This is a genomic window from Flavobacterium sp. HBTb2-11-1 (assembly GCF_009826975.1).
Classification (GTDB): Bacteria; Bacteroidota; Bacteroidia; order Flavobacteriales; family Flavobacteriaceae; genus Flavobacterium.
This window is the reverse complement of sequence record NZ_WUMO01000011.1, coordinates 28,359-53,502: the sequence shown is the minus strand read 5'-3', so window position 1 is coordinate 53,502 and position 25,144 is coordinate 28,359. Positions and strand designations below refer to the sequence as shown.

Sequence of the window (25,144 nt, the reverse complement as noted above, 5' to 3'; positions counted from 1 at the left end):
AAATCTCTAAAAAACTATGCATTTACACCTCAACGATTGGTTCGATCTAACTACAATTTAATCATTCAGAATACGAACAAAAATTAAAGTCAAAAACAAAATTAGAATATGCCAACTAATCCAATTCCTGCGGTTCCGATTCCTACAGCAAGATATTATCCGAGATTGTCCGAGATAATTACTGTAGACGATTTACCAGAATTCTTATCGTTTGTCGAAGATGGTTTGAATTCCATTTTTGATAAAATTCACTACAAAAATCTACAATATTCAAAAGGATATCGTAGTGATTCTGCCTTTTATAGTCTCGACATTGTTACGAGCAGTCCGCTTGCCCTTCCGTTACCATTTGATCTTAAGCTTGTCCTTAATCCAGATTTAAAAGATGATGATCAAGCTATTTCATCATTTCCTATTACTCTGGAGTATCAATGGGAAATTTTAGCTTTTTTGAAAACATTCAGTTCCAGCAGTTTTTCTTTTTCTATAAAAGATTTTTATTCTGTAGGATTACAGGTTTTCCGCATCAGCGAAGAACAAGTTATTGCTCACATGATGAACATGTTTGTTGAAGCCGAAGAAGGAAAAACAAAATACGAACAGCTTTTAGCTGATATCAATACTTTTGATGAAGTTACGAACGACCCTACTTACCAGGAATTACAATTTCCTGAAAATGTAGAACAATCTATTCAAAGTGTAATTGATGTTATTAATGCTAATCCTCTTATTACAAAATCTATTCCGTTACTGCTATTCGGAACTTATATTGCCCGAAATGGTTTTAGTGCAAACGAAATCAAGCAAAAACTGCAAGATTTCTACAATATTGTAGCCCCAGACGGAATTGAAGCGCACATTAAGAGAATCATTACTCCAAAAGCCAAAGCTACATTAGAATTAAGTGCCGGTATCGAATTTCCGCATAGTATTCTAAAGCCTGTAGAGCCAAATGGTTCTGCTTATCATAATCCAGCAACGAAGTCTACTTTTAAATTTGCTCAAGCACAATTGTATGCCGACACAGAAGCTGGAATTGGCTATCAGGCAGAATTAGGCGGTTCTTTATATCCTCCAAATGCCATGATTGGAAATACGGGTTTAATGCTAGAATTAGATACTTTAAAAGTCGATTTAAGCAAAAAAACTAATATTCCAGAGGCAGATGCAGACGGACGTCCAAATGATTTTGTTGGAGTTTATGCTCGAGCAGCGTCGGTTACATTGCCATCAAAATGGTTCCATGATGAAGCAGAAGATCCAAGCAATCCTCAGACCTTAAAAATTGGCGCTTCAGATTTGCTAGTGGGCTCTGGCGGTCTTTCTGGAAACATTTATTTAGAAAGTGTTCCTGCTCCTAAAAACGGTTCATTGAGTTATTTTAATGACAAATTCGATTTCTATTACCCTATTACAATGTTTGAAAAAGACGAAGCAAAGGGTGTAGTAAATGAGAAAGAAATTGCAGATTATGCTGCTCTACTTGTCTATTTAGAAAAGTTGTATACCGCTAAGTTGCCTTATACTTTCAAATTTCCATTGGCATTAAAAACAAAAGCTGAATTAAATTCTTCTACGGTAAACGCTTCTACAGATTACTCTTTTGATAATGCTCTGGATTATCAGAGATTTTTATCTGAACTGGAAGAAAATATGCTTTGGAAAACTATAGGTTCTGCAAAAAAAGGATTCAAAGTTGGTTTTAACAAATTTGATATCACCTTCAAACAAAACAAGGTTGTAAACTCCAATATCAAAGGTGCTTTAGAGATTCCAAAACTTAAAGAAAAAAACGGCAGCCCTTTAAAAGTTGGTCTTGAAGGCCATATAGCTGATGATGGCGATTTTAACCTTACTGCTTCTTTTAGCAAAGACAATAAACCTAAAGCCAATCTATTTGACCTAGTAAATCTTGATTTCAACAGTTTTGAACTTGGAAAACACGATGATGCGTATTATTTAGGAACTTCTTGTCACATTTCTTTTCCTGAAGAAACTTTAATGGGAAATCTATTAAAAGGAAAAGGTTTTGATGTTGAAAAACTGCGTGTTTATAGTGATGGAAACATTGAAGTAGAAGGAGGGTCTATTCCGATTCCTATCAGCCTTTCTGTTAATTTAGGTCCCGTTCAAATGGCGGTTACCAATATCAACTTTGGTTCTACTCAAATTAACGGACGCAAGTTTAATTTCTGGGGCTTTGATGGAGCCATCAGTATTAATCCGCTTGGAGTTGATGCCCGCGGAGAAGGTGTAAAATACTATTATCCAACAGATGGCGGTAAAGATTCTTTCATTAGAATTCAGACTATCGAGGTCGATTTAATTATTCCGGGCACTGCAACCGAAGCATCGGCTATGGCTATCATCCATGGTATGATTTCGCTTCCTGAACCAGGAAAATCTAAAGAATTTGTTGGTGAAGTTGGTTTAAAACTACCTAAAGCGAAAATTTCTGGAAGTGTTGGAATGCGTTTTATGCCAAAATATCCAGCCTTTTTAATCGACGCAAGTATTGAACTGCCTGTTCCTATTCCGCTTGGATTCCTTGCTATTAATGCTTTTAGAGGATTATTAGGTTTTAGATATGTTGCCACCAAACAAGCTGCGGGATTAACCAAAGATAATTCTTGGTATGATTTCTATAAACAGCCAAAGCCAGGTATCAACATTAAAAAGTTTAGCGGACCGCCAGATTCGATGCAATATGATGCGCCGTTCTCTATTGGAGCGGGCGCCACTTTTGGAACCGTTGCCGATGGCGGACATGTGTTGTCTCTAAGAGCCATGCTCTTACTGTCGCTACCTACCTTATTTTATATTGAAGCTGGATTAAATGTTATTTCTTCACGATTAGGATTGATTGAAGATGATCCTAGCAATCCGCCTTTCTTTGCAATGGTTGCCTTTGGAGACGATTCGTTAGAATTAGCGGCTGGAGCCGATTTTAGCATTCCAAAAGATAGTGGACAAATTTTTAAACTTCATGCTTTATTGGAAGCTGGATTTTTCTTCAAAAATCAGAAACCTTGGTATGTAAATCTAGGTTCTAAAAAAGATCCGATCACGGCAGAAGTCTTAACCTTGTTTACCGCAAAATCATTTATTATGATTTCTGCCCAAGGTATTGAAGCCGGTGCGCGATTAGATTTCAAATTGCAACAGAGTTTTGGTCCTGCGAAAGTTAAACTTTGGGCCTATTTAGAATTGGGTGGTAAAATTTCATTCAAACGTCCTCAAATGGGTGGTTACATTACTGCTGGTGGAGGAATCCAAATTAAACTGTGGATTATTAACGTTGAAATTGCTTTAGATACTATATTCTCTGTCGAATCATTTAAACCATTTTTAATTTATGCCAAATTAGAATTGCGCGTTCGTGTAAGAATTGGTTTTGCAAAAGTGAGTAAAAGTTTTACGATTGAATTGCAATGGGATATCAATAGAATTGTTGACCGTACACCGTATAGTCCACTTCCAAAAGGAACTGTTGGCGATGGCTTAGATAATAGAACTCTAGAAAATGTCAAAGGTGTTCATATGTTAACCAATCAGGCTTTTGCTCTAGATTATTTCAAATCTTCAGAAGAAAGAGGTTATGATCGAGATAAGTTTGGCAGCGATGGAATGCCAAAAGCTGAACTTATTACCAACATTATCCCTTTAGATACTTACATTGATATTAAGATGGCTAAAGGCTTGCTGCCTAATCCAGAATTATCTCAAAAAGTTGGAGGTTATACTGCTGATGCTAGAAACTATACCGATATGATGCCTCCTGTAAGCACTCAGGCAGGAAGAAAATTACGTCAAGTTAAACATGAATACGGAATCAAATCAATCAATTTAAAATCATGGAATGGATCTGCGTGGGTAGATTATCATCCTTTTGAAGCTGTTGTAAAAGATGGGGAAAGAAGTGATGCATTAAAGAAATTACCTTGGGCGCAATGGCAAAAAACTATAGACCAGTACGATTCTATTCGTGTATTGGCAACAGATCCGTTTTCTTTTTTAAGTGCAGGTGAACCAGGATGGCATATTCCTGAGCAATTAGGAATTACACCTTCTAGACTATTCTGTGCATCGACCGAAATTGAAAAACAGCATACTGATTTTCTTAATAAGCAAATTGGTCAGCGTTATTATGTGCCGATGCAGTATGAAGCAGACAAAATCAATGGGTTGTTTTTTAGATTAAATGGAGAACTTCCTGAAATTACTGATAATTACAAGATTGAAGGGGGAGATTTTATGAGCATTACTGCAGACAGAAATCCTCATGGTTACAGGAAATCGCTTTCATTTAAAAACGAAAATGAATTAGAAATTATTTTCCCTGAATCGGCAATCGATCCAGTCTTACAGCTTACAACACAAGCAAAAGACGTAAAAATTTCGGCTTATACCGCTGTTTTTGAAGATAGTGATAAATTAGTATCGTATGCCCCTGCTCGCTTTAGCAAAACCGCTTCTGGTATATTTTCTAATGAACAAACCTATACCAAAGCAGAATTTTCAACTGCCATAACTTTATTCAGCGAAGAAGTTGAAGATCAGAAAATAAAGATTGACAAAATTGTAATTAGTCCAGTTTCAGCAAAGGCAAAACGCATTAAAGAAATCAGAAATCAAATTGCTGTATTATTTGATGACACTTTTAGCAATCTAACTGGAGAAACTGAAATTACATTAACAGATCCTGAAAAGATTGCTCTATACAATTCGCTTATGGCTGAATTGAATAATCTAAAAGTGCAAGCAGGAAACGACAATGTTAATTCTGGAGGCAATCCAAATGCATTGACTTTTACGCACTATTATGGCTATAATGGACGAATTCTGTACGATTTTGATCAAGTAATTAAATTTAATGATTCGTATATAATAACATTCCATCCAAAAGAAGATGCAAAAACTACAATTCTATTACAAATAGATTCTGATGGAAGCATCATTAGAGAGCGTTTAATTAATGGAATTGTAACTTCATTACAAGTTGTAAATGACAATTTATTGGTCACTCAAGCTTTGAATGCAGAACAATGCAAAGGAATTGGCGAGGCCATTATCGATCTTGATTTTATTGTAGGATGCTCCTCTCCTACTGCTGCAACAGCAATTGTCGAAATGGATAATGAGTTAAATCCAATTTTTGGAACATACTATCAAAATACATATTCTTTAGGCTTTAACAAAGTGCTTCCGTTAGCAAACAATGATTTGCTTTGGGTTAATACTTTATCAAATGAGACTCAAATTAGCTGGATCAAAGGAGACGATCGAAGTGTTGTTTATCATTCTAAAATAAACGGAGAAGCAATTAAAGTTCTGAAGCAAAATGATACGGAATTCACTTTGATTACGAAGGATAAAAAAATTATTCGTTTGAATATCAATAACACAACAAAAGTGTTTTCTGTACTCGACACAAAAGTGCTTTCTGATACTGGAATTATTTCAATCATAGACGCCATTAGCATTAACAATAAAACTTGGGTTTCAGTCAAACTTTCAAATAACAATTTTGGTTTAATTCAAATTAATGGAAACACAATTAATCTCTTAAAGAATGATGCCATTTTTGACTCGGAGGTTTATTTGTCAAATAATGCATTAAATGACAATTCTGTTGTTGCTTACAATGAACATTATTTATTCGTATTTAGCGAAACATTAGAACTTACGAAGTTAATTAAACGAGAAAATGAGATTAAAGATGCTTCAATTATTAAGGTTCAAAACGAACCATCAGTAAATGAAATTGTAATGCTTTCTGAAAAGCCAAAAGAAAAAGGTGTTTACTTCTCATTGTTTAGTGATGCGTTTGACAATTGTACTTTATATCCTGCTTCGAATGTTTCTGTAACATTGTCTACGACAGAGTTAACAAACGCAAGCATAAGTTTAATTCCGTTAAGCGCAATTACCGGATTAGCCTTTAGAAGAAGTCTTAGAAATTCGAAAATTATTGTTATTGATGATACTATTTGTTCAAATCTAGAAAGCGCTGAAGATCCAGAGCTTGATTACACAACTTACATTCAAAGTGTAGACTGGCTAAGCAAAGAAGATTATTATCACAATAAAACTATTTTGGACATTCCAGCCGTAGCTGAACAATTTCAAGCCATGAAAGATGCTATACAAACAACAGTACAGCCAATTTGGAGACCAAATACAACATATTGTTTAGATTTTACTTTAACAGATACTGTTGATGATAATAAAAAGAAGCCAAATGAATTTAAATATTATTATGGATTTAAGACTCTGGGACCTATAGGGCATTATCCTGTTCCATATCCTAAAGATCAAGATCTTCCTGTCAAGAATGAATTGACAGATTTGTCTAAATCGTCATTGACTTCATTGAGAAGTTATCTAGATTATAACCGTTCTTATCCAAACGCAGATGGAAGTTTGCTACAGTCTAAACCTTCATTTTATGGCTCTGACCAGTGTCAAATCTCTTTATTCTTTACTAACACATATACTTCTCATATGTTTAAGAAATGGGAAAACTATAATACTGGCAGACCAGAAATTAATGGTGCATTGAATCTTTATATCAAAGATCCGCAGACTGATTTGCTCATAGAATATCCTCCGAAAAAAATTATAGTAGAAGGTGAAGAAATTATGTACCCTAAAACAGAGGAGACAGATGACGAAAGTAAATTCTGGACTGGCGATAATGATCCGAGACTTCCATTAGGAATTCGAATTTTAAACAATTTCATTGAAGATAATTCTCTAAAATGCAGTCTAACTTTAGGAGATCCCTTAAAACCAAAATCATTAAAGTACAAGACATCATTAACCAACTTAAAACCTTCTAAACTGTATACAGTTTTAGTTAATAATTATTTTGAAGGTGCTCAAATAGGAGTTTCAAGTAAAAGCACAAATATCTTGGTACATCAATTTGGATTCCAGACTTCTCGTTACAAAGATTTTGAAGAGCAAGTTCAGAGTTATTTTATTGGCGAAGAAAAAGCAGGCAAAGCCTTATTTGATATCAATGCTAACCTAAATCAAGAACGTATTGATGCTTTGTATTATTTAATTGCTTCTAAGGCAGCAAACGCTACAAATATTTTAAGCGATTCTATGGCATCAAAATATCAACATTTATTTGATTGTGCTTTTGAAGGAATCTTAAAATTATCTCCTCTTGATCCAGCTCAAAGTACTGAAGTAAATAAAATTATTGATGCCAACACGGGATTAACGATTGCACTTTTAGTTCGTAATCCTGAACCATTTAATATTCCGAAAATACCTTTAGGAGAAATTCTAGACACTATTTCGGTTTTAGATGCATTAGGAAATACAATATCCGAATACAGTGTGTTGCATTCAAAAGATTATTCGCAGGCATTAATCATGCATCGAGACAAAACAATTTTGGATGTAGAAAAACTGCAAATCAAGTTTAAATACAAAATGTGGAATACAAAAGGAAATGGAACTTCGCTAACTAGTACTCTTGATACACAAATACTACCATTAAACAATATAAATCTTTAAAAAAACAAGAAAAATGAGTTCTATAAATCTTCAAGAAAGCCAACTTTCAGGCTGTGAAACTTATGTTGCAATTGTAGTAGACGAATCAGGTTCTATCAATAGCGATGAAGCACAGCAGATTCGTTCAGGGCTAGCTTCATTTATCAATTCTCAAACGCAAAGTAAAATCACACTTTCGTTAATCGGAATGTCTAACAGCGATACTGCTGTTAGACCCGATAACATAATCGAAAAAAGAATTTCAAGCAATAAAGATTCTTTTATAGATTGGATTAATATCTATGGAAATGGTACAGAAAGCATTCAATCAGATTATTGGGCATCTGGTCTAAATGTGGCTAAAAATCTGCCAATTACTCCAGATATCGTTTTTGTAATTACAGACGGTTTACAGGTTAACAACTCCGATTTCTTAAAAAATCTGTTTACTGATTTGAATCTAACTTCAAAGGTTTTTGTGTATGGCGTTACAAGTTCTCCTGAGAACATTGAAGAACTGACAGCACCTCTTACCAACTTTTTGGGAAGAATACCCATTTTAAAAAGTGATGCCGTTTCTGCACTAGATTCAGATTATCTTTGGCGTACTGATTTCAGCACTTTAGGAGCTGAATTAGACAACCTTGCTTCTGATTTGTCTCGTCTGCAAATAGGATGTTTTCCAAATGTTAGCGTTATTGCAAACAATTTAGTCTATCCTAATTTAAAGAAAGGTACAAGAGTTAGTTCACCATGTGGCACGTTAGTTCTAAAAAACAAAAATCGTGTACCTTTAACTTTAAGTGCTGGAACAAAAATTCATAGCGAAAAGACTTTAAATGGATTAACTTTTAAGCTTGCTAACTCAGTAACAATCCCTGGAAAATCAGAAGTCCTGGCTCCAGTTCAAATTGAAGGGAAACCTTTAGCACTTGGCTCTTTTTCAGCACTTGTATCGCTAACTAATGTTGCAAATCCATCCGGAATCAGTATTAATTTCAATGTTAAAAGAGAATCATCCATTATTGATATTTCTTCACAAAAAACAAATTTGCAGTCAACTTATTTACAAGTTACTGCGGCGGGCTCAAGAGGAATTGACAGTACAAAAGGAATTCATCTTCGCTGGATGCTGACTGGCAGATTAGGAGAAAATCACCTTCCAAAAGGAAATTTATATACCGATTCGAGTTCTAATTTAAGTTTCAATAAACCAGATGATTTTGTTAAAGTTTACAGGGCTCCATATACAAAAATTAGCCAGACTGTGGATTTAACCCAAAATCCTAATGTTGTAGATAATAAAAAAGCCCTTTGGATTTACAAAACATCAAATCCGCAGAGATCTGTGTACGTAAATTTTTTAGATGTCAAAAAGTATAAAGCCATTAAAATCATTTACGATCCGCTAACAAATCCAACTGCTTTTATACAGGCTTACGGAAATAGTTTGATCGAAATTGAAATCAAATCAGAATTGTTTTTTGCTGCCGAATTGGATTTTTCTTCTTCGAATAATTCTAGAAGTGTAAAATTAGAAACACTATCAGTTGCCGAAAATAAGATCACAGCTGCAAAAAGAGTTACCAATCGTAAGACGTACAACTCAACACAATTGGACAATCCTATTCGTTTAGTTGCAGAAAATATAAGAAGTGTTCGATTTAAAGCAAGCAAATGTTTTCTAAAATCTGTTCAACTGGAATTTTATTCTGATTTTATTACAAATGCTAATACCAATGGAGACTGGTTCTTAAAAGGAAAATATGGATTAAACACCGATGATTTTAAGGTTTTCGAGCAGCTTGAGCCAAAGTTAAATTCAGTTCATGGTAAATGGCTAAAATTCAACGATGGTGAATATGTAAACATTAAAAATTATAGAGATAAATGGAATAGAATCACGGATGAAAAAGATATTACCGATGAAAGCATTAAAAGCATTGTCACTAAATATATTTCTTTAAGTGAAGCATCAGGTAACCCAACTGCAGAAGAAAATATTCCATTTGGAGACAAAGTTCCTGTAAATGAGCCAGGACTTGGAGAAGAACAACAATATGCTCAAAATTTAACCAAAGTATCTTATTTGGATCTTTTAAATATTGCGGCAAACGATTACCACGTTGCACGTATGTTAGGTTTAGGCTGTTTAGATCTTGATGATGATGTTTATTCTGGAGAATATATTTATTTAACGGAATATACCACTTTTGGCAGTTTAGAAGAAGGCATCGAGGGAACTGAAGTTCAGCACCTTTCTATGAGTATTCCAACTTCTGTAAATACCGAGCGTATGCCTCTTCCTATTCAGTTAAGTAAAATTGTTCCTGGATTAAATGTGGATGCTGAGGATAATCCAAATGCTAGAATTACAGATCCTGAAGGCTATAGCTTTGACGGGAAGAAAAGATTTGTAAGCTTATTTATGGATGATGTTATGGAATATGATATCGTAGATCCTAAGGCAGACAAAGACTTCTTTAAGTCCTCTTTAGAATATGATGGAAGCGCTTTTACTTTTCCTATTTATTTAGGAATTGATCATAAAATTGTTACAGAGTCAACATGGAAAAATCCAGAATTATCGCATGATGTAGAATACAAAAGTGTCAATCAAAATTTAAAAGAATCTAATTACGAGACTGTTCCAATTATCATTCCTGAGTCTGGAAAATCAATTTTAAATGCAATTCAGGAAGAAACTGGAGAAAACATTTACATCTATCAAGGATACGGAATTAATATTTTCTCAAGAGCGGCGTCTGGGCGTCAAATCAGCATTAAATCAGACATTAAACCAACTAATAATTTAATGCCTCCAAGCAACATTAATGCACTTCTTGTGACAGAAGAAAGGCCTTTGATGTTTACTTCTCTATCTGAACAAGAACTATTGGGCAAGATTACTGGCAGTGACAAAACATTAGTCAGAATCATGTTTGACTATTATTCATCGCAAGAGCTTTTAAGCTATCCTGTTCCGAAAGAAATGTCTGCCAAGGATGCTGAGGAAAATAAAGACTCTATTTTTCCTGATGTTAAAGAAATATTTGCCGACCATTTTAAATTGTATTACAAAGACGGACTTCCAGAAGTTGAATATGGTAAAATTGAAAAAATTGACAACGACACAACAGATAACCTAACTTCGATTGTTAAGATAAGAGAATACAAAATTATCAGCAGTGGTCAAGAAATAAAAATCGGCTTAGACAATTCCAATAAAACTAGATTTGACGGAGGTATATTAACCATTGGGGAGGAAAACTATCTGATTAAAAACATTGAAGTTCAACTTAAAAAAGACGACAAAAATCAAGACGTTTTTGATTATGCTTTAGTCGAAGTATTGAAAAAAGAGGTAACAGATAAACTTCATGCTGATGGAGATGCAACAATTGATTCTGAACAACTTCAGCCTATTAAAATTCCTGAAAACAGTTTATGTACACTGGTGCAAAATATGCAGACAGCTGAAAACTGGCATCAACCAGAAATTGACTTTGAAATTGAATATCCAGCCACCTTAAATATTGTTCATCGAGAAGTTATCGAACATAAAGGCGAAAATGGTACTGATCTGCAATTAGAAAAAACGAGAGGAGTCTGGGAAGATGCTGTAATTGAAAGGCATTTTGAAGTTTCTTACGAAATGGATGATAAAGGAAATTATAAATTGAATGAAGATGGTGATCCGATCAAATTAGAAGCTTTTCAAACGAATGCGGATGGTACTTACAAACTGGATGAAGATGGTAATCCGATCAAAATAGATGACAAAAAACATTTAGGATTATACAAAATCATTTTCCCAAACTATAGTCTAGCGCAACATCCTCAATACAAATCAGAAAATGGAAATTCTGTTGAATGGTCTAATGGTATTGTACGATTGTTCACAAAAAGCGCCATCCAATCAGGAAATCCTGTTCCTTTGAAATCAAGAAAAGAATTTAAAGTTTATAAAACCGAAAACATTGGTACAACCGGAAATTTAGTTTTATACATTAATGACCCCGAATTTAAACTTGGTGATTTTGTGCAGCAAACCATGGCTACAGATTATGATGAAATTTTAGGTGCTGTAGATGGTCCACGTAAAGAAAATGAACCACCGAGCTATCCAACTGAAACTATTTCACAAAGTGTTAATTACTATCCAAGTTACAAAGTTTACTTGTACGCCGATCCTGTTTCTGGAATCACGGCACAAAATATTCAGCCAAGAGAAAATGAAAGTACACACTATTCTATTTTCGGAATTAGCGCTCATGCTGTAAAGGAAGAACTTAAATTAGATTACAAATCAAAAATCAGTATTCCTTGTCCGATGTATGCTGTTCGGATTGAGAAACCTAAAAAGCCTAAAGAGATTATTGGAGGCAGCTTGTATGCCACACGTCCTGACTTTTACAATCGTTCTTCGTACACTTTTACGACAAAGTATGATACTGATAAAAATCGTAAACCTTACGGATTATTGCATTACAGAGCAAATGACGAAGATTTTCTAAATACTTTATACAAACCTGAAACAGTTACTACAATCCGTGAAGAATTGAACAAATTAGGAGGACATGATGAAATTGATTTTAATGAGAGATGGATCAACTTTTTAGACTTTAATACTCTTGCTGGAGATGGTCATTATAAAATTTTACCTGAAAATAATGCTGAAGAAAGTTATCAATTTCCAATGCCAGACAATGCCGAGTTTATAAAACTGATTAATGACTTTATTGGATGGCATAATGCAACTCAAGAAGTTACAGAACCAACAATAACGGAAATTACATCATTAAATCAAGTTTTAATCTCACAACAGGTTGAAAAACCAATGTTAGCCGTTTATTTTGTTGAACAAGCCATTCAGGCTGCTTTTGTTCCGTTGACAGAAATACCAGTTGTTTACGAGTATATTAAAGGAAATAATTACGTTCCTGTTAATAAAAAACAAACCATTAAAGATAAAAATGGAAATACTTTAAAACCAACTGATGCCGATTTTGACATTGCACCAATGATGAAAATCATTAACGAAAATGATAATCAAGTGCAATTCACAGATTTTAATTTGGATGGAAACTCCCAAAATATCTATTTCTATGCTGTTCGCGAAATGGATATCAAAATGAATTTTGGAGAATTCAGTGATATTATGGGGCCTGTAAAATTGGTGGCTTCTACTCCACCTAAAACTCCTGAAATTAAGAGAATTATGCCAATTCTTGGAAATCAGGTTCTAGGGATCAAACCTGCTGTTCAGATTGAATTAAATGCTTATCAGCCGCAGTCCAAAATTAAAAAGATAAATATTTATCGCGCAGAAACAATGCTTGGCGCCCAGTCGATAAGAACAATGAAATTGGTTAGAGAAATTACAATTGATGAAAATACTTTATCTGCCGATTTCGAAAATGTTTGGACTGTTTATGATGATTTTCAAGATTTAGAATACATCCCTTTTGGTGATGGCCTTTTCTACAGAATTACGGTTTCGAAACAAATTGAATATGCAGATTCAGAATCTACGACTGATAATCCGGTTATAAACATTGATTATGCACCATCTCAGCCTTCAAAAATTACAGCAACAACAATTGTTGACACTGTTTCGCCTGAGTCTCCAACTTTAGAAGCTTCAGGAGTTTCTAGTGGAACCAATGGAGCGATTTTAAAACCTGTGGTTTTCAACTGGGAAAAAACAGTTTACAACGGTAAATATCATCTATACAAAATGAATAATCAAGGCAACTGGGAAAAGATTCATGAGATTTCAACAAATCTAGAAAACATCACCCTGCCTTTATTAGAGACAAAACCAAAAACTGATGAACTAGTTATTAAAGATGAAAATGGAGAAAGAATCTATCATCATTTTAAAGTAATCTCTGAAAATTCGTCTGGAATGCTGAGCAGCGATGAAAAAATCCTAACTCTTTAAAAAACTGACAATACCAATGATTCAATTTCATTGGTATTGACTCAGGTCTTATACAAACATTTAAAAGCAAAGAAATAAAAATTAAATAAAATGGCAACACTTAGAAATGATTTTCATAACAAATTCAAAGACGGAGATATTCCTACACATCTTGATTTTGTTGAAATTTTTGACAATTTCGTTCATAAAGAAGATGACAAGGCCAATTTCCAAATGGTCGAAACAGGAACAGATAATGAGCATTATATAACTCCAGCGCTTTTAAAAGCTGCCTTCCAAAATGCTGGAATTATTGCTGGAAACTGCTATGTGCCAATCAAAAATTTCCAAGATGATTTTTCAGGATCATCAATTCAGCTAGATCCAGCTCCTATTGCAGACAGCGCTAAAGTTTATAAGAATGGACAATTACTAAAAGAGATTGACGATTACAATTTAAACATTGATAGTGGTGTAATCACTTTTTCAGCTCCAATCACCAATCGAAATATCGAAACAAATTATTGGGCCAAAAATGCAGATACAGAATCAAGTGATCCTAACACTGACCCAATTCTTGGAAGTCTATCTGTACCGTTCAAAGAAAATTTTGACGAAGATACTTTTAATAATGATAAAATTACTCTAATAGAAATTCCTATTAAAGATAGTGTTCGAATTTATAAAAATGGCCAGTTGCTTAGAGAAGGCATAGGCAAAGATTATGTGGTAAACTATAACAGCGGAATTATTACATTTTCGGCAGTAGTAAGCGATCGTAATATCGAAGTAGATTACTGGTACAAAAGTACTGTTACGTTATCAGATTTGGAATTAAACACTAAATATGTAGACTTAACAACACCACAGGCTATTGGAGGAAATAAAACTTTTACGGAAGCAATTGAAGCCAAAGGTTTTATTAAATCTGGCGGAACTCCCAATCAGTTTTTAATGGCAGATGGCTCTGTATCAACTTCTCCTGGTTCTGATTATGATGCTGGACATGCGGGGTTTGGTATTCTTGGATTTGGTAATGGTGGTTATCAAAAATTCAGTAACGGATTAATCCTTCAGTGGGCTTATTTAACCAACAATACAAATACGTATAGTTTTCCTTTAACCTGGCCAAATCGTGCTTTGAGTGTTGTTCTTTCTACAGTTAGGAATACTTCAGGAAGCAGAGGTTTTAATCATGTATACTCAATTACAACAACATCATATTTTGCCGTAATCGATGGAACTAACGGCTATATGTTCGCAATTGGATATTAACTAAAAAATAAAAAAATAGAAATTATGTATAAAGGAACATATAACGAAAACGGAGATTACACAGGATTTTATGTTGAAGGAATTCATGAAAATATTCCAGAACCGCATATTGAATTGACCGAAGAGGAATGGCAACAAGCATTGTCAAAAAATTATAAAGTAATTGAAGGCAAACATACCTATTCTCCATTTATTCAAAATAGAGAAGAACTTTTAGCAAACTTAAGAACAACAAGAAATTCACTTTTAATGGATAGTGATTGGACACAAGTACAAGATTCACCTCTTTCTGAAGAGAAAAAAATAGCATGGAAAAATTACAGACAAGAGCTAAGAGATTTAACCAATTTAGAAGATGCAGCATCAATTGTTTGGCCAATAAGCCCTATGTAACGATTACTCAATCGTGAATCTTCGATGAATAAACAATCAAATAATTATTCTTTATTAAAAATATGGAAGAAAACTTAACATACAAACCTTTTGCTTATATAGACCAATATGTTCATGAAGAAGGAACATTGGTTTATTATAATACTGAAAAGACTTTAGCCGTAAAAAAGAATGATTGCTCCTATGGGACATCTGGAAATTTAATTACTTTAACAGCTCCTGCCAATAAATTTGTTTCAACTATAAGTGTTGCAGATGCAGACCAACAAGCAGAATCTTGGTTAAACGCAAATGCGCAAGCTTATGCTAATAATATTGGGGTTTGCTCTATTAGGCCTACAGCATGGCGAGGAGAAAACCCGTCCTGTGTACTAGAGCCTGCAACAACATTGTTACCATTTGATTATATGATCATTAAATACAAATGGGCATTAGGTGCGGGTGTCGATTTAGATACTTTTACTGGGTTTATAAGTACCGGAACGGAATGGGATAATAAATATATGGGATTTGGTCATGGTCAGGGAACTGAATTACCCAATAATAGCACAGCTATACAATCGTATATAATGTTTGCTGGAGATAACCAAAAAGAAAATGGTGTAGAGGCTTGTCTAATCAATTTCAAAAAAATGCTTTCTGATTATTCTTCTTTAAAATCAATTCCTATAAGAATGGCTGGAGCTTGGTTCAAAGAAATTGGAACAGGTAATATCGATATGGAAATTACAACTTATTCAGGAGGAACAATGCAAAAAGTAGATGCAGAATATGACTTTATTAATATAGGAGGATCTAAAATTCAACAACTCACTTTTTCTAAAAATATACCAAAACCACCTTCATGGGTTAATGATATCGATCAGGTAACAAACATTGGATACATTACTTACGACAAAGATTCTTCTACAGCGAAGGTTGCAATAACTTATTAAAATATGGAAAACACAGGATACAAGTCTTTTGAAACACTCGAAAGATATTATACAGATGACAACACATCAACTGGAGAAACGAAACCAAATATCGTTACAGATCCAGATTATATTGCTCCTTTTTTAGATACTGAAAATTGTCCGCCAGGGGCAAGATTTTATAATACCAAACAAACCAAGACCATAACTAGAAATAATTGTAGTCCCGGATATTTGGGAAGCGCGGTAACATTAACAGCAAATGCAAATCAATTTGTTTCAAATGAAAGTGAATTAGCTGCAAATAACCAAGCAATTGCCTGGTTAGATACCAATGCACAAATTTACGCCAATAATTTGGGAATATGTACACTTGACACGATTTCTCCAACTGCAAGTGTTTTAAATACATCTTCAATTACATTTAATTCATTAGAGTTATCTTGGACAGCAGCAACAGATAATCTTGGAATTGTTGGCTACGACATATTTCAAAATGATATTTTTTTAGCTTCAACTACAGCTGATGTACTCCAGTATGATGTTACTGGGCTTTCAGGATCAACTACTTATAGTTATTATATAAAAGCAAAAGATGCAGCTGGGAATTCTAGTAAAAGTAATATAGTAACTGTTACCATATCATCTAACACTTTACGCATTCCTGTAACTAAATCGGTAATTTTTGAAAATAGAAATAGTGATTGGTCAGCCTGTCATAATGCAGCTGCAGCTACAACTATTTATCCAAGCAACGCCTACCTAGGTGCCGCAAAAGATACTTCAGATTTTATACTTAATAGATATAGAGGAGCAATTAATACTTCTCTTGTTTCATCAACACCAAAATCGGCAAAAATAAGATTTAAGTTCGCTTCAAATACTGTTGGAAATGCATTAACTTTTAACTTATTCTACTCCAACATTTTTTCTCTCCATGCATATTCTCAAGCTTTTGAACTCATCGATTGGAACGATTGGGATTCTAATACTTTTCTTGGTAGCGTTACAGTAACAAGTAACTCAACAGAATATGTCGAAATAAACATAAATCCTTCTTATTTCTATTTATTAACTCAACGAGAAGGTTTTAATTTTTTCCTTATCTCAAATGGAGATAAAAATAGCAGCACTCCATCTACAAATAATAGACCTATACTTTCTACCACAACAGATACTGGTGAAATTTATTTGGAATGTGAATTATAATTTTTTTTAAACAACTTTAAATACCACACAAAAAATGAGCACCAACTATAACAGAATAAAAGTCGCTGATTTAGAAACAAATCAACGTGATAGAATTTTAATTACAAACTCCAGTGGCGAACTGGAGTTTAGTGATCTAACCTCTGCGTTAGATTTAAAAACAGTTAATGGCGAATCTATTCTTGGAGAAGGAAATATCGATCTGTCAAACAAACAAGATATTTCAAACCAATTAGAAGTAAATTTAAGTCAAACTATTCCTTCTAGCTGGCATGGCAAAACTGTACTTTTTACAGCTAACTGTACAATTACAGTACCAGCGACATTGCCTCAAAGTTTCATTTTTAACGGGATTACATTGCCAGGAATAAGCGTAACTTGGGCAATTACAGCTCCCCATACATGGTTATTTGGAACTCCATCAGTAACAAGCGAAAAGCAGATTTTTACTTTTACAAAAAGAGGGGCCACAAATAGTATTTTATTATTAGGAGTATAATTATGGGAGCTTTACTTCAAAATACGATTTTCGGGAAAAGTAAAAATGCTTTTGTTTCTACTTGGAGAACCTCTAATACATCTGCGGGATCTAGTACTGCTACGCAAATAAAACTTCCATTAGTTCCATCAGGAACATACAACTTCACGGTTGATTGGGGTGATGGAATTTCTAATACTATTACTGCTTGGAATCAGGCGCAGGTAACTCACACTTATTCTCTAGCAGGCGATTATACAATAAAGATAAAAGGAACTTGTACAGGATGGCAATTTAATAATACGGGAGATAGATTGAAAATACTATCTGTTCAATCTTGGGGAAAACTTAAACTAGGTGCTTATACAGGAAATATTTTCCATGGTTGCGCAAATTTAAATCTATCTACTGTCTCAGATATTTTGGATTTATCTGGCACTACTAATTTTACCTATATGTTTAGCGGATGTACAGCATTAACAACAATAAAACGGGTTAATGAATGGGACACGACTTCTGTTACAAATATGTTATTTATGTTTGAGAGTTGCCCAAATTTTAATCAAGACTTAAGCAATTTGAATGTATCAAATGTGACTAGTTTTTTAGGAATGTTTTATGGCGCTACTTCTTTTAATCAAAATATTGGAAATTGGAATGTTTCAAAATCAACAAATTTTGGGAATATGTTTCAAGGCGCTACCACTTTTAATAATGGAGGAAGCTCAGACATAAATAATTGGAGTTTGAATAAAACTTCAAATGTTTCGATGAATTCTATGTTTCAGAATGCCACCTTATTTAATCAGCCTATAGGAAATTGGAATATGTCAAAAGTTACACTTACAAACGCAATGTTCTCTGGTGCGAGCGCATTTAACCAAAATATAGGAACATGGAATACTACTTCCATTACAAATATGTCTCAGATGTTTCAATCTGCAACTGCATTTAACAATGGAGGTGGTAATACAATTAATAATTGGAATACACTGTCAGCAACAAGTATGGCGTCAATGTTTTATTCAGCATCTTCATTCAATCAAAATATTGGTGCATGGAATGTGTCTGTCTGTGCATCTTTTGGAGCTATGTTTGTTAATGCTACAACATTTAATAATGGTGGGAATCCAGATATTCAAAATTGGCAAATAAAAACAAATGGTTCTGTTGATATGAGTAGCATGTTTCATGGTGCAAGTGAATTTAATCAGCCAATTGGAAATTGGAATGTTTCAGCAGTTACAAATATGTCCACTATGTTTTACACAGCTCGCAATTTTAATCAAGATATAGGCACATGGAATGTTTCATCTGTTACAAATATGTCTAATATGTTTGGTGGCGCTACGAATTTTGATCAAAATATTGGAAATTGGAATGTATCTAATGTAACTAATTTTGGCGGTATGCTTAATAATTCAGCATTTACTAATGGTGGAAGTCCAGATATTCAAAATTGGCAAATAAAAACAAATAGTCCCGTCGATATGTCTAATTTATTTTCTGGCACTCCCTTTAATCAAAATATTAGTAGTTGGAATGTGTCAGCAGTTACAAGTATGCTACAAATGTTCAGTTATGCTAAATTTAATCAAGATATTAGTAATTGGAATACTTCAGCAGTTACAAATATGACTGGTATGTTTTCTAATAATAAGGATTTCAATCAACCAATTGGAAATTGGAATGTGGCTGCAGTTACTAATATGTCAAGCATGTTTACTGGTGTTACGAATTTTAATCAAGATATCGGAAATTGGAATGTATCTAATGTAACTAATTTTTCCAATTTCATGACAGCAAAAACTCCAACAACATTCTCAGCTTCAAATTTAGATGCAATTTACAACGGATGGAGCAAAAGACCTGTTAAAACACCAATAACTATAACTTTTGGCACTGCAAAACGTACCTCAGCATCAACTGCGGGAAGAGCAATTTTAACTGATTCGCCAAATAATTGGGTAATTACCGACGGCGGGATATAAAAAACATCTTCTAAAATTTTTGTTTTAAAGACAACTTTAAAGCAAACGTCTTATTGCATTAAATAAAAAATACCACAAAAAATGGCAAATTATAACAGAATAAAAGTCGCTGATTTAGAAACAAATCAACGTGATAGAATTTTAATCACAAACTCCAGTGGCGAACTGGAGTTTAGTGATCTAACCTCTGCGTTAGATTTAAAAACAGTTAATGGCGAATCTATTCTTGGAGAAGGAAATATCGATCTGTCAAACAAACAAGATATTTCAAACCAATTAGAAGTAAATTCAAGTCAAACTATTCCTTCTAGCTGGTATGGTAAAACTGTACTCTTTACTTCGAACTGTACCATTACAGTTCCTACTTCATTACCACAAAGTTTCATTTTTAACGGAATTACATTGCCCGGAGTGAGTGTAACTTGGGTAACTACTGCACCGCATACTTGGCTGTTTGGAGTTCCTTCTGTAACAGGCGAAAAGCAGATTTTTACTTTTACAAAAAGAGGAGCAACAAATAGTATTTTATTATTAGGTGTATAATTATGGGAAGTTTAATACAAAATACAGTTTTTGGAAAATCAAGATATAAAATAAATACTTATATTGGGGCTGTAGCCGATGTAGTCAAGACACCTGAATTGCTATCCACAAAATTAGGGATTTCAGTTAATCGCATTAAATTTTTTCGCATTATTGGTAACAATATAGAATGTTCGATCATAGGTGGTATTTATAATTTTCCCCACTCAAGTTGGCTTCTTAGTGCTATAAGTTATTATATTGATAATGATGGGTTAGCCACAAATGATACAGGTAGAACATTTAGATCTGCCACTTCTTTACAAAAAATAAAACTTAATGGATTAAATACAATTGGTGATGAATCCTTAACAAATACAAGCCTCATTGAAATATCGTTACCTAATGTAACGACTTTAAAAGGAGGATTTGGGTCATTTAGAATCAATCCATACTTAAAAAGGGTAATTCTCCCAGAAGCGACCTTTTCTGAATGGAGCTATTCAGGAATAGATTCTTGCACATCTTTAGAAATAGTTTACATACCAAAATTAGCTGTTCTAAGAAGTGGCGGATCGGCTGCCTTAAATAATTTTGTATTTAGTGGAAGCAAATATGGATTCAAAATTTATGCAAGTCCTTTAGCTCAAACAAGCTACCTAGGGGGAGTTGATAAAGATATAGCTTGGGCTATTGCAAATAGAGGCGCTATAGTCCGTTACGTTACTGATTTTACAAAACCAGAGAATGTCACTAATCTATCAGTGACTTCGTCATATAACACAGGATTTAAACTTAATTTTACTCCTCCTAATTCCGTTAATGGCATAGACTTTTATGAAGTTTACGCTAATGGAATTTATCAACATGATATAAAAGATCCGAATGATATTGTAGCTGGTTTAGAAAAAAACACTAATTACGACATTAGTATAATTGCCGTTGACAATTTTTATAATAAATCTAATTTTAGTAATACGACAAATGTATCAACAAGCAACTTAGATTTAGATTTAGATGCTCAAAAATTTTTAGATATATCACTAAACCATGATTTAGGCAACATAGTTAATAATCTGGTTACTTCATTAAAAAATAGCGGATTATGGAATAAAATGTATGCTATTTATCCTTTAATTGGCAATACGTCTTTTCAGCACAAATTTAATTTGAAAAATCCTCAAGACACGAATGCTGCCTTTCGATTAGTATTTAATGGGTCTGGAACTCATTCTTCCAATGGGTACCAAACTAATGGGGCAAATGCATATGCAAATACGAACATAATAGTTAATTCAATACATACATTTTCCAATGCTGGCTTAACCATGGTTTGCGGAACGAACAATACTCCTGTCACTACAAATTCTTCTGATCTTGGAGCTCAAAAAAAGAGTACACCATGGGAGGCTTATCAAATACACTTAAATCATGGGGCATCAAAAAATAATAACGTATTTGTTCTTGGAACTATTGGAATTTCAAAAACAGCAATAAACGATGCTAGAGGAATTCATACTGTAAGCAAAACAACAGATACCGAAGTTAAATATTTCAAAAACAAAAACTTAGATACAGTCGCTTCTGGAACTCAAGCTGGAGTAATTCCTCCTTTAAATTACTATATAGGTTGCTTAAATAATGGAGGTGGACCATTTGGCTACTCCAATCAGAGAATACAATTCACCGCATTCCATGAAGGCCTTACTGAGTCAGAAGCACAAACTTTCCATTCGATTATAGATGCATTTGAAAATAATTTAAATAGAAAAACATGGTAGTTTTATTTATAAACAATCTTTTATAAACGAATTAACATCAAAGGAAAAACTTAAAAAAAATGAGCACCAACCACAATAGAATAAAAGTAACTGATTTAGAAACAAATCAGCAAAATAAAATTTTAATTACAAACTCCAGTGGTGAACTGGAGTTTAATGATATAACCTCTGCTTTAGATTTAAAAACAGTTAATGGAGAATCAATTCTAGGAAGCGGAAATATCGATCTGTCAAACAAACAAGATATTTCAAACCAATTAGAAGTAAATTCAAGTCAAACTATTCCTTCTAGCTGGCATGGTAAAACAGTACTCTTTACTGCTAACTGTACAATTACAGTTCCTGCTTCATTACCACAAAGTTTCATTTTTAACGGGATTACATTACCTGGAGTAAACATAACTTGGGCAATTACTGCACCGCATACTTGGTTATTCGGAATTCCATCAGTAACGACCGAAAAGCAAATTTTTACTTTTACAAAAAGAGGAACTACAAATAGTATTTTATTATTAGGAGTGTAATTATGGGAGCTTTACTTCAAAATACCATTTTCGGGAGGAATAAAAATGTTTTTGTTTCTACTTGGAGAACTTCTAATGTATCTACAGGATCTAGTACTAGCACACAAATAAAACTTCCATTAGTTTCATCAGGAACATACAATTTCACGGTTGATTGGGGCGATGGAACTTCTAACAAAATTACAACTTGGAATCAAACTCAAGTTACACATACATATACAGTAGCAGGAGATTATATTATAAAAATTAATGGAACTTGTACTGGATGGCAGTTTAATAATGCAGGAGATCGAGCCAAATTATTATCAATTCAATCATGGGGAAAATTTAAATTAGGAGCATCATTGTTTAATCATTTTCAAGGGTGCTACAATTTAAATCTTTCGAATGTTTCAGATATTTTGGATCTGACTGGTACAACTTCAATTAGTGGTTTATTTGCAGGATGTTCTTCATTGACAACAATAGGTAGAATTAACGAATGGAATGTTTCTTCTGTAGCCACTATGACTAGTGTGTTTTCTGGTGCATCTTCTTTCAATCAAAATATTGGTTCTTGGAATGTTTCGGCTGTAACTAATTTCTCTTATATGTTCACAGGCACAAATGTATTTAATAATGGCGGAAGTGAAACTATTAACAACTGGACAATTAATAATACAGCCACTGTTTTAATGAATGGAATGTTTAGCGGTGCATCTGTATTTAATCAACCTATAGGATCTTGGAACATTTCTAAGGTTTCTAATATGAGTCAAATGTTTTTTAATGCCTCGATATTTAATCAGCCTATAGATTCATGGGATACCTCAGCTGTTACAAACATGAGCCAAATGTTCCAAGCTGCATTTAATTTTAACCAAAATATTAGCTCTTGGAATGTTTCAAATGTGATTAGTTTTTCAAGCATGTTTCGAGGTGCCACTGCATTCAATAACGGCGCAAGTCCAAATATAAATAATTGGACAATTAACACCATAAGTAATGTATCACTTGATTCTATGTTTTTTAGTGCTTCTAATTTTAACCAGCCAATTGGATCTTGGAATACAGTAGCTGTAACTAGTATTAGCGCCATGTTTTATGGAGCTACTTCATTTAATCAGCCTTTGGAAAATTGGAATATACGAAATGTTACAACTATAGCAAACACCTTTAACGGTGCTACTTCTTTTAACCAAAACATAGGATCGTGGGATGTTTCTAAAGTCTTAAATTTTGCAAACACATTTCAAAGTGCATCAACATTTAATAATGGAGGAAGCAATACAATTAACAATTGGAATACTACTAAAGTTACCATAATGAGTAACATGTTCTATAACGCCAGATCTTTTAATCAAAATATTGGAAGCTGGGATTTATCAAACACAACTAATCTTAATAGAATGTTTGGCGTTGCAATATCATTTAATAATGGTGGCAACAATTCAATAAACAATTGGGATACATCAGCAGTTACAGATATGTCACAATTGTTTTTACAAGCTACGAATTTTAATCAACCATTAAATCTTTGGAATGTAGGAAATGTAACAAACATGAGTGCTATGTTTCAGAGTACCAAATCATTCAATCAAAATATTGGGAGCTGGAACGTTAGTAATGTAACCACCTTTAATTCAATGTTTAGCGGAGCAGAGGCTTTTAATAATGGAGGAAGTCCTGACATTAACAACTGGAATTTAAAAACGACAGGATCTATTAACTTAAATGCTATGTTTCAAGGTGGCGGTGGTGATTCCCAAATGATTTTTAATCAGCCAATTGGAAATTGGAATACCATTGCCGTTACGGATATGTCTAATATGTTTCAGAAAACAGGAAATGGATTTCATTTCTTTAACCAACCTATCGGAAACTGGAATACTTCAAATGTAACAAACATGTCCAATATGTTTAGACAAGGAGGAACAGATGGCGGTGCATTTAATCAAAATCTTGGAAATTGGAATGTCTCAAAGGTCTTAAATTTCTCTGGGATGTTTTTAGGCGCTAGACAATTTAACAATGGAGGAAGCCCTGATATAAATAATTGGATTCTAGCTAAAACTGGAAATATTAATATGAGTCAAATGTTTGCCAATATTAACATGCACAACCTAACAACTTTTAATCAACCAATTGGAAACTGGAATACATCAGCGGTAACTAATATGTCACAGATGTTTGGCGCTACTGCTGGAAGCGTTGCTTTTAATCAAGACATCGGAAATTGGAATATATCAAATGTTATAGACTTAAACGGTTTTATGACAGGGAAAACCCCTTCTTCATTTTCAGCCTCAAATTTAGATGCAATTTATAAGGGATGGAGCAGCAGACCCATAAAAACACCAATAACAATAAATTTTGGTACAGCAAAATACACATCAGCATCAAGCGCAGGAAGAGCTTTGTTAACAGGATCTCCTAATAATTGGGTAATTACCGACGGAGGAATATAAAAAACACCCTCTAAAAATTTGTTTTAAAGACACTTTAAAAACAAACCCTTTATAATATTAAATAAAACAGCACACAAATGAACACATACCATAATAGAATAAAAGTCGCTGACTTGGAAACAAATGAGCCAAATAAAACTCTAGCCACAAATGAAAATGGAGAATTAGAGTT

12 protein-coding genes are annotated in these 25,144 nt (G+C 33.7%); all 12 read left to right on the top strand.

Going from position 1 to position 25,144, the window contains the following annotated elements:
* Window positions 1-108 precede the first annotated feature (108 nt).
* The 12 genes from GR162_RS19965 to GR162_RS19910 all read left to right on the top strand — a co-directional run bounded on the left by GR162_RS19965 (window position 109) and on the right by GR162_RS19910 (window position 24,972).
* A complete protein-coding gene (locus GR162_RS19965; RefSeq protein WP_160783567.1) occupies window positions 109-7,533 on the top strand; it encodes a hypothetical protein in 7,425 nt (2,474 codons plus the stop codon).
* 13 nt (window positions 7,534-7,546) lie between these two features.
* Window positions 7,547-13,459 carry a hypothetical protein gene (locus tag GR162_RS19960; RefSeq protein WP_160783566.1) on the top strand — a complete coding sequence of 1,971 codons (5,913 nt, stop codon included), beginning with the start codon at window positions 7,547-7,549 and terminating at the stop codon, window positions 13,457-13,459.
* Between the two features lie 90 nt (window positions 13,460-13,549).
* Window positions 13,550-14,713 (top strand): DUF2460 domain-containing protein, encoded by a 1,164-nt coding sequence (locus GR162_RS19955; protein ID WP_160783565.1) that lies wholly within the window; start codon window positions 13,550-13,552, stop codon window positions 14,711-14,713.
* 24 nt (window positions 14,714-14,737) lie between these two features.
* Window positions 14,738-15,106, top strand: coding sequence for a tail fiber assembly protein (locus GR162_RS19950; protein ID WP_160783564.1), 369 nt, complete (start codon window positions 14,738-14,740; stop codon window positions 15,104-15,106).
* Window positions 15,107-15,168: 62 nt separating this feature from the next.
* Window positions 15,169-16,041 (top strand): DUF5977 domain-containing protein, encoded by an 873-nt coding sequence (locus GR162_RS19945; protein ID WP_160783563.1) that lies wholly within the window; start codon window positions 15,169-15,171, stop codon window positions 16,039-16,041.
* A gap of 3 nt (window positions 16,042-16,044) precedes the next feature.
* On the top strand, window positions 16,045-17,229 hold the full coding sequence (locus GR162_RS19940; protein ID WP_160783562.1) for a DUF5977 domain-containing protein: 1,185 nt from the start codon (window positions 16,045-16,047) through the stop codon (window positions 17,227-17,229).
* 34 nt (window positions 17,230-17,263) lie between these two features.
* Window positions 17,264-17,728, top strand: a complete 465-nt coding sequence (locus tag GR162_RS19935) for a hypothetical protein (RefSeq protein WP_160783561.1) — start codon at window positions 17,264-17,266, stop codon at window positions 17,726-17,728.
* A gap of 2 nt (window positions 17,729-17,730) precedes the next feature.
* Window positions 17,731-19,698: a BspA family leucine-rich repeat surface protein gene (locus GR162_RS19930; protein ID WP_160783560.1), complete on the top strand. Its 1,968-nt coding sequence runs from the start codon at window positions 17,731-17,733 to the stop codon at window positions 19,696-19,698.
* Window positions 19,699-19,779: 81 nt separating this feature from the next.
* Window positions 19,780-20,241, top strand: coding sequence for a hypothetical protein (locus GR162_RS19925; protein WP_160783559.1), 462 nt, complete (start codon window positions 19,780-19,782; stop codon window positions 20,239-20,241).
* 2 nt (window positions 20,242-20,243) lie between these two features.
* Window positions 20,244-22,001: a fibronectin type III domain-containing protein gene (locus tag GR162_RS19920; RefSeq protein ID WP_160783558.1), complete on the top strand. Its 1,758-nt coding sequence runs from the start codon at window positions 20,244-20,246 to the stop codon at window positions 21,999-22,001.
* A 59-nt stretch (window positions 22,002-22,060) separates the two neighbouring features.
* Window positions 22,061-22,525 (top strand): hypothetical protein, encoded by a 465-nt coding sequence (locus GR162_RS19915; RefSeq protein ID WP_160783557.1) that lies wholly within the window; start codon window positions 22,061-22,063, stop codon window positions 22,523-22,525.
* 2 nt (window positions 22,526-22,527) lie between these two features.
* Entirely contained in the window at window positions 22,528-24,972 is a 2,445-nt protein-coding gene (locus GR162_RS19910; RefSeq protein WP_160783556.1) for a BspA family leucine-rich repeat surface protein, read from the top strand.
* The last annotated feature ends 172 nt before the right edge of the window (window positions 24,973-25,144 follow it).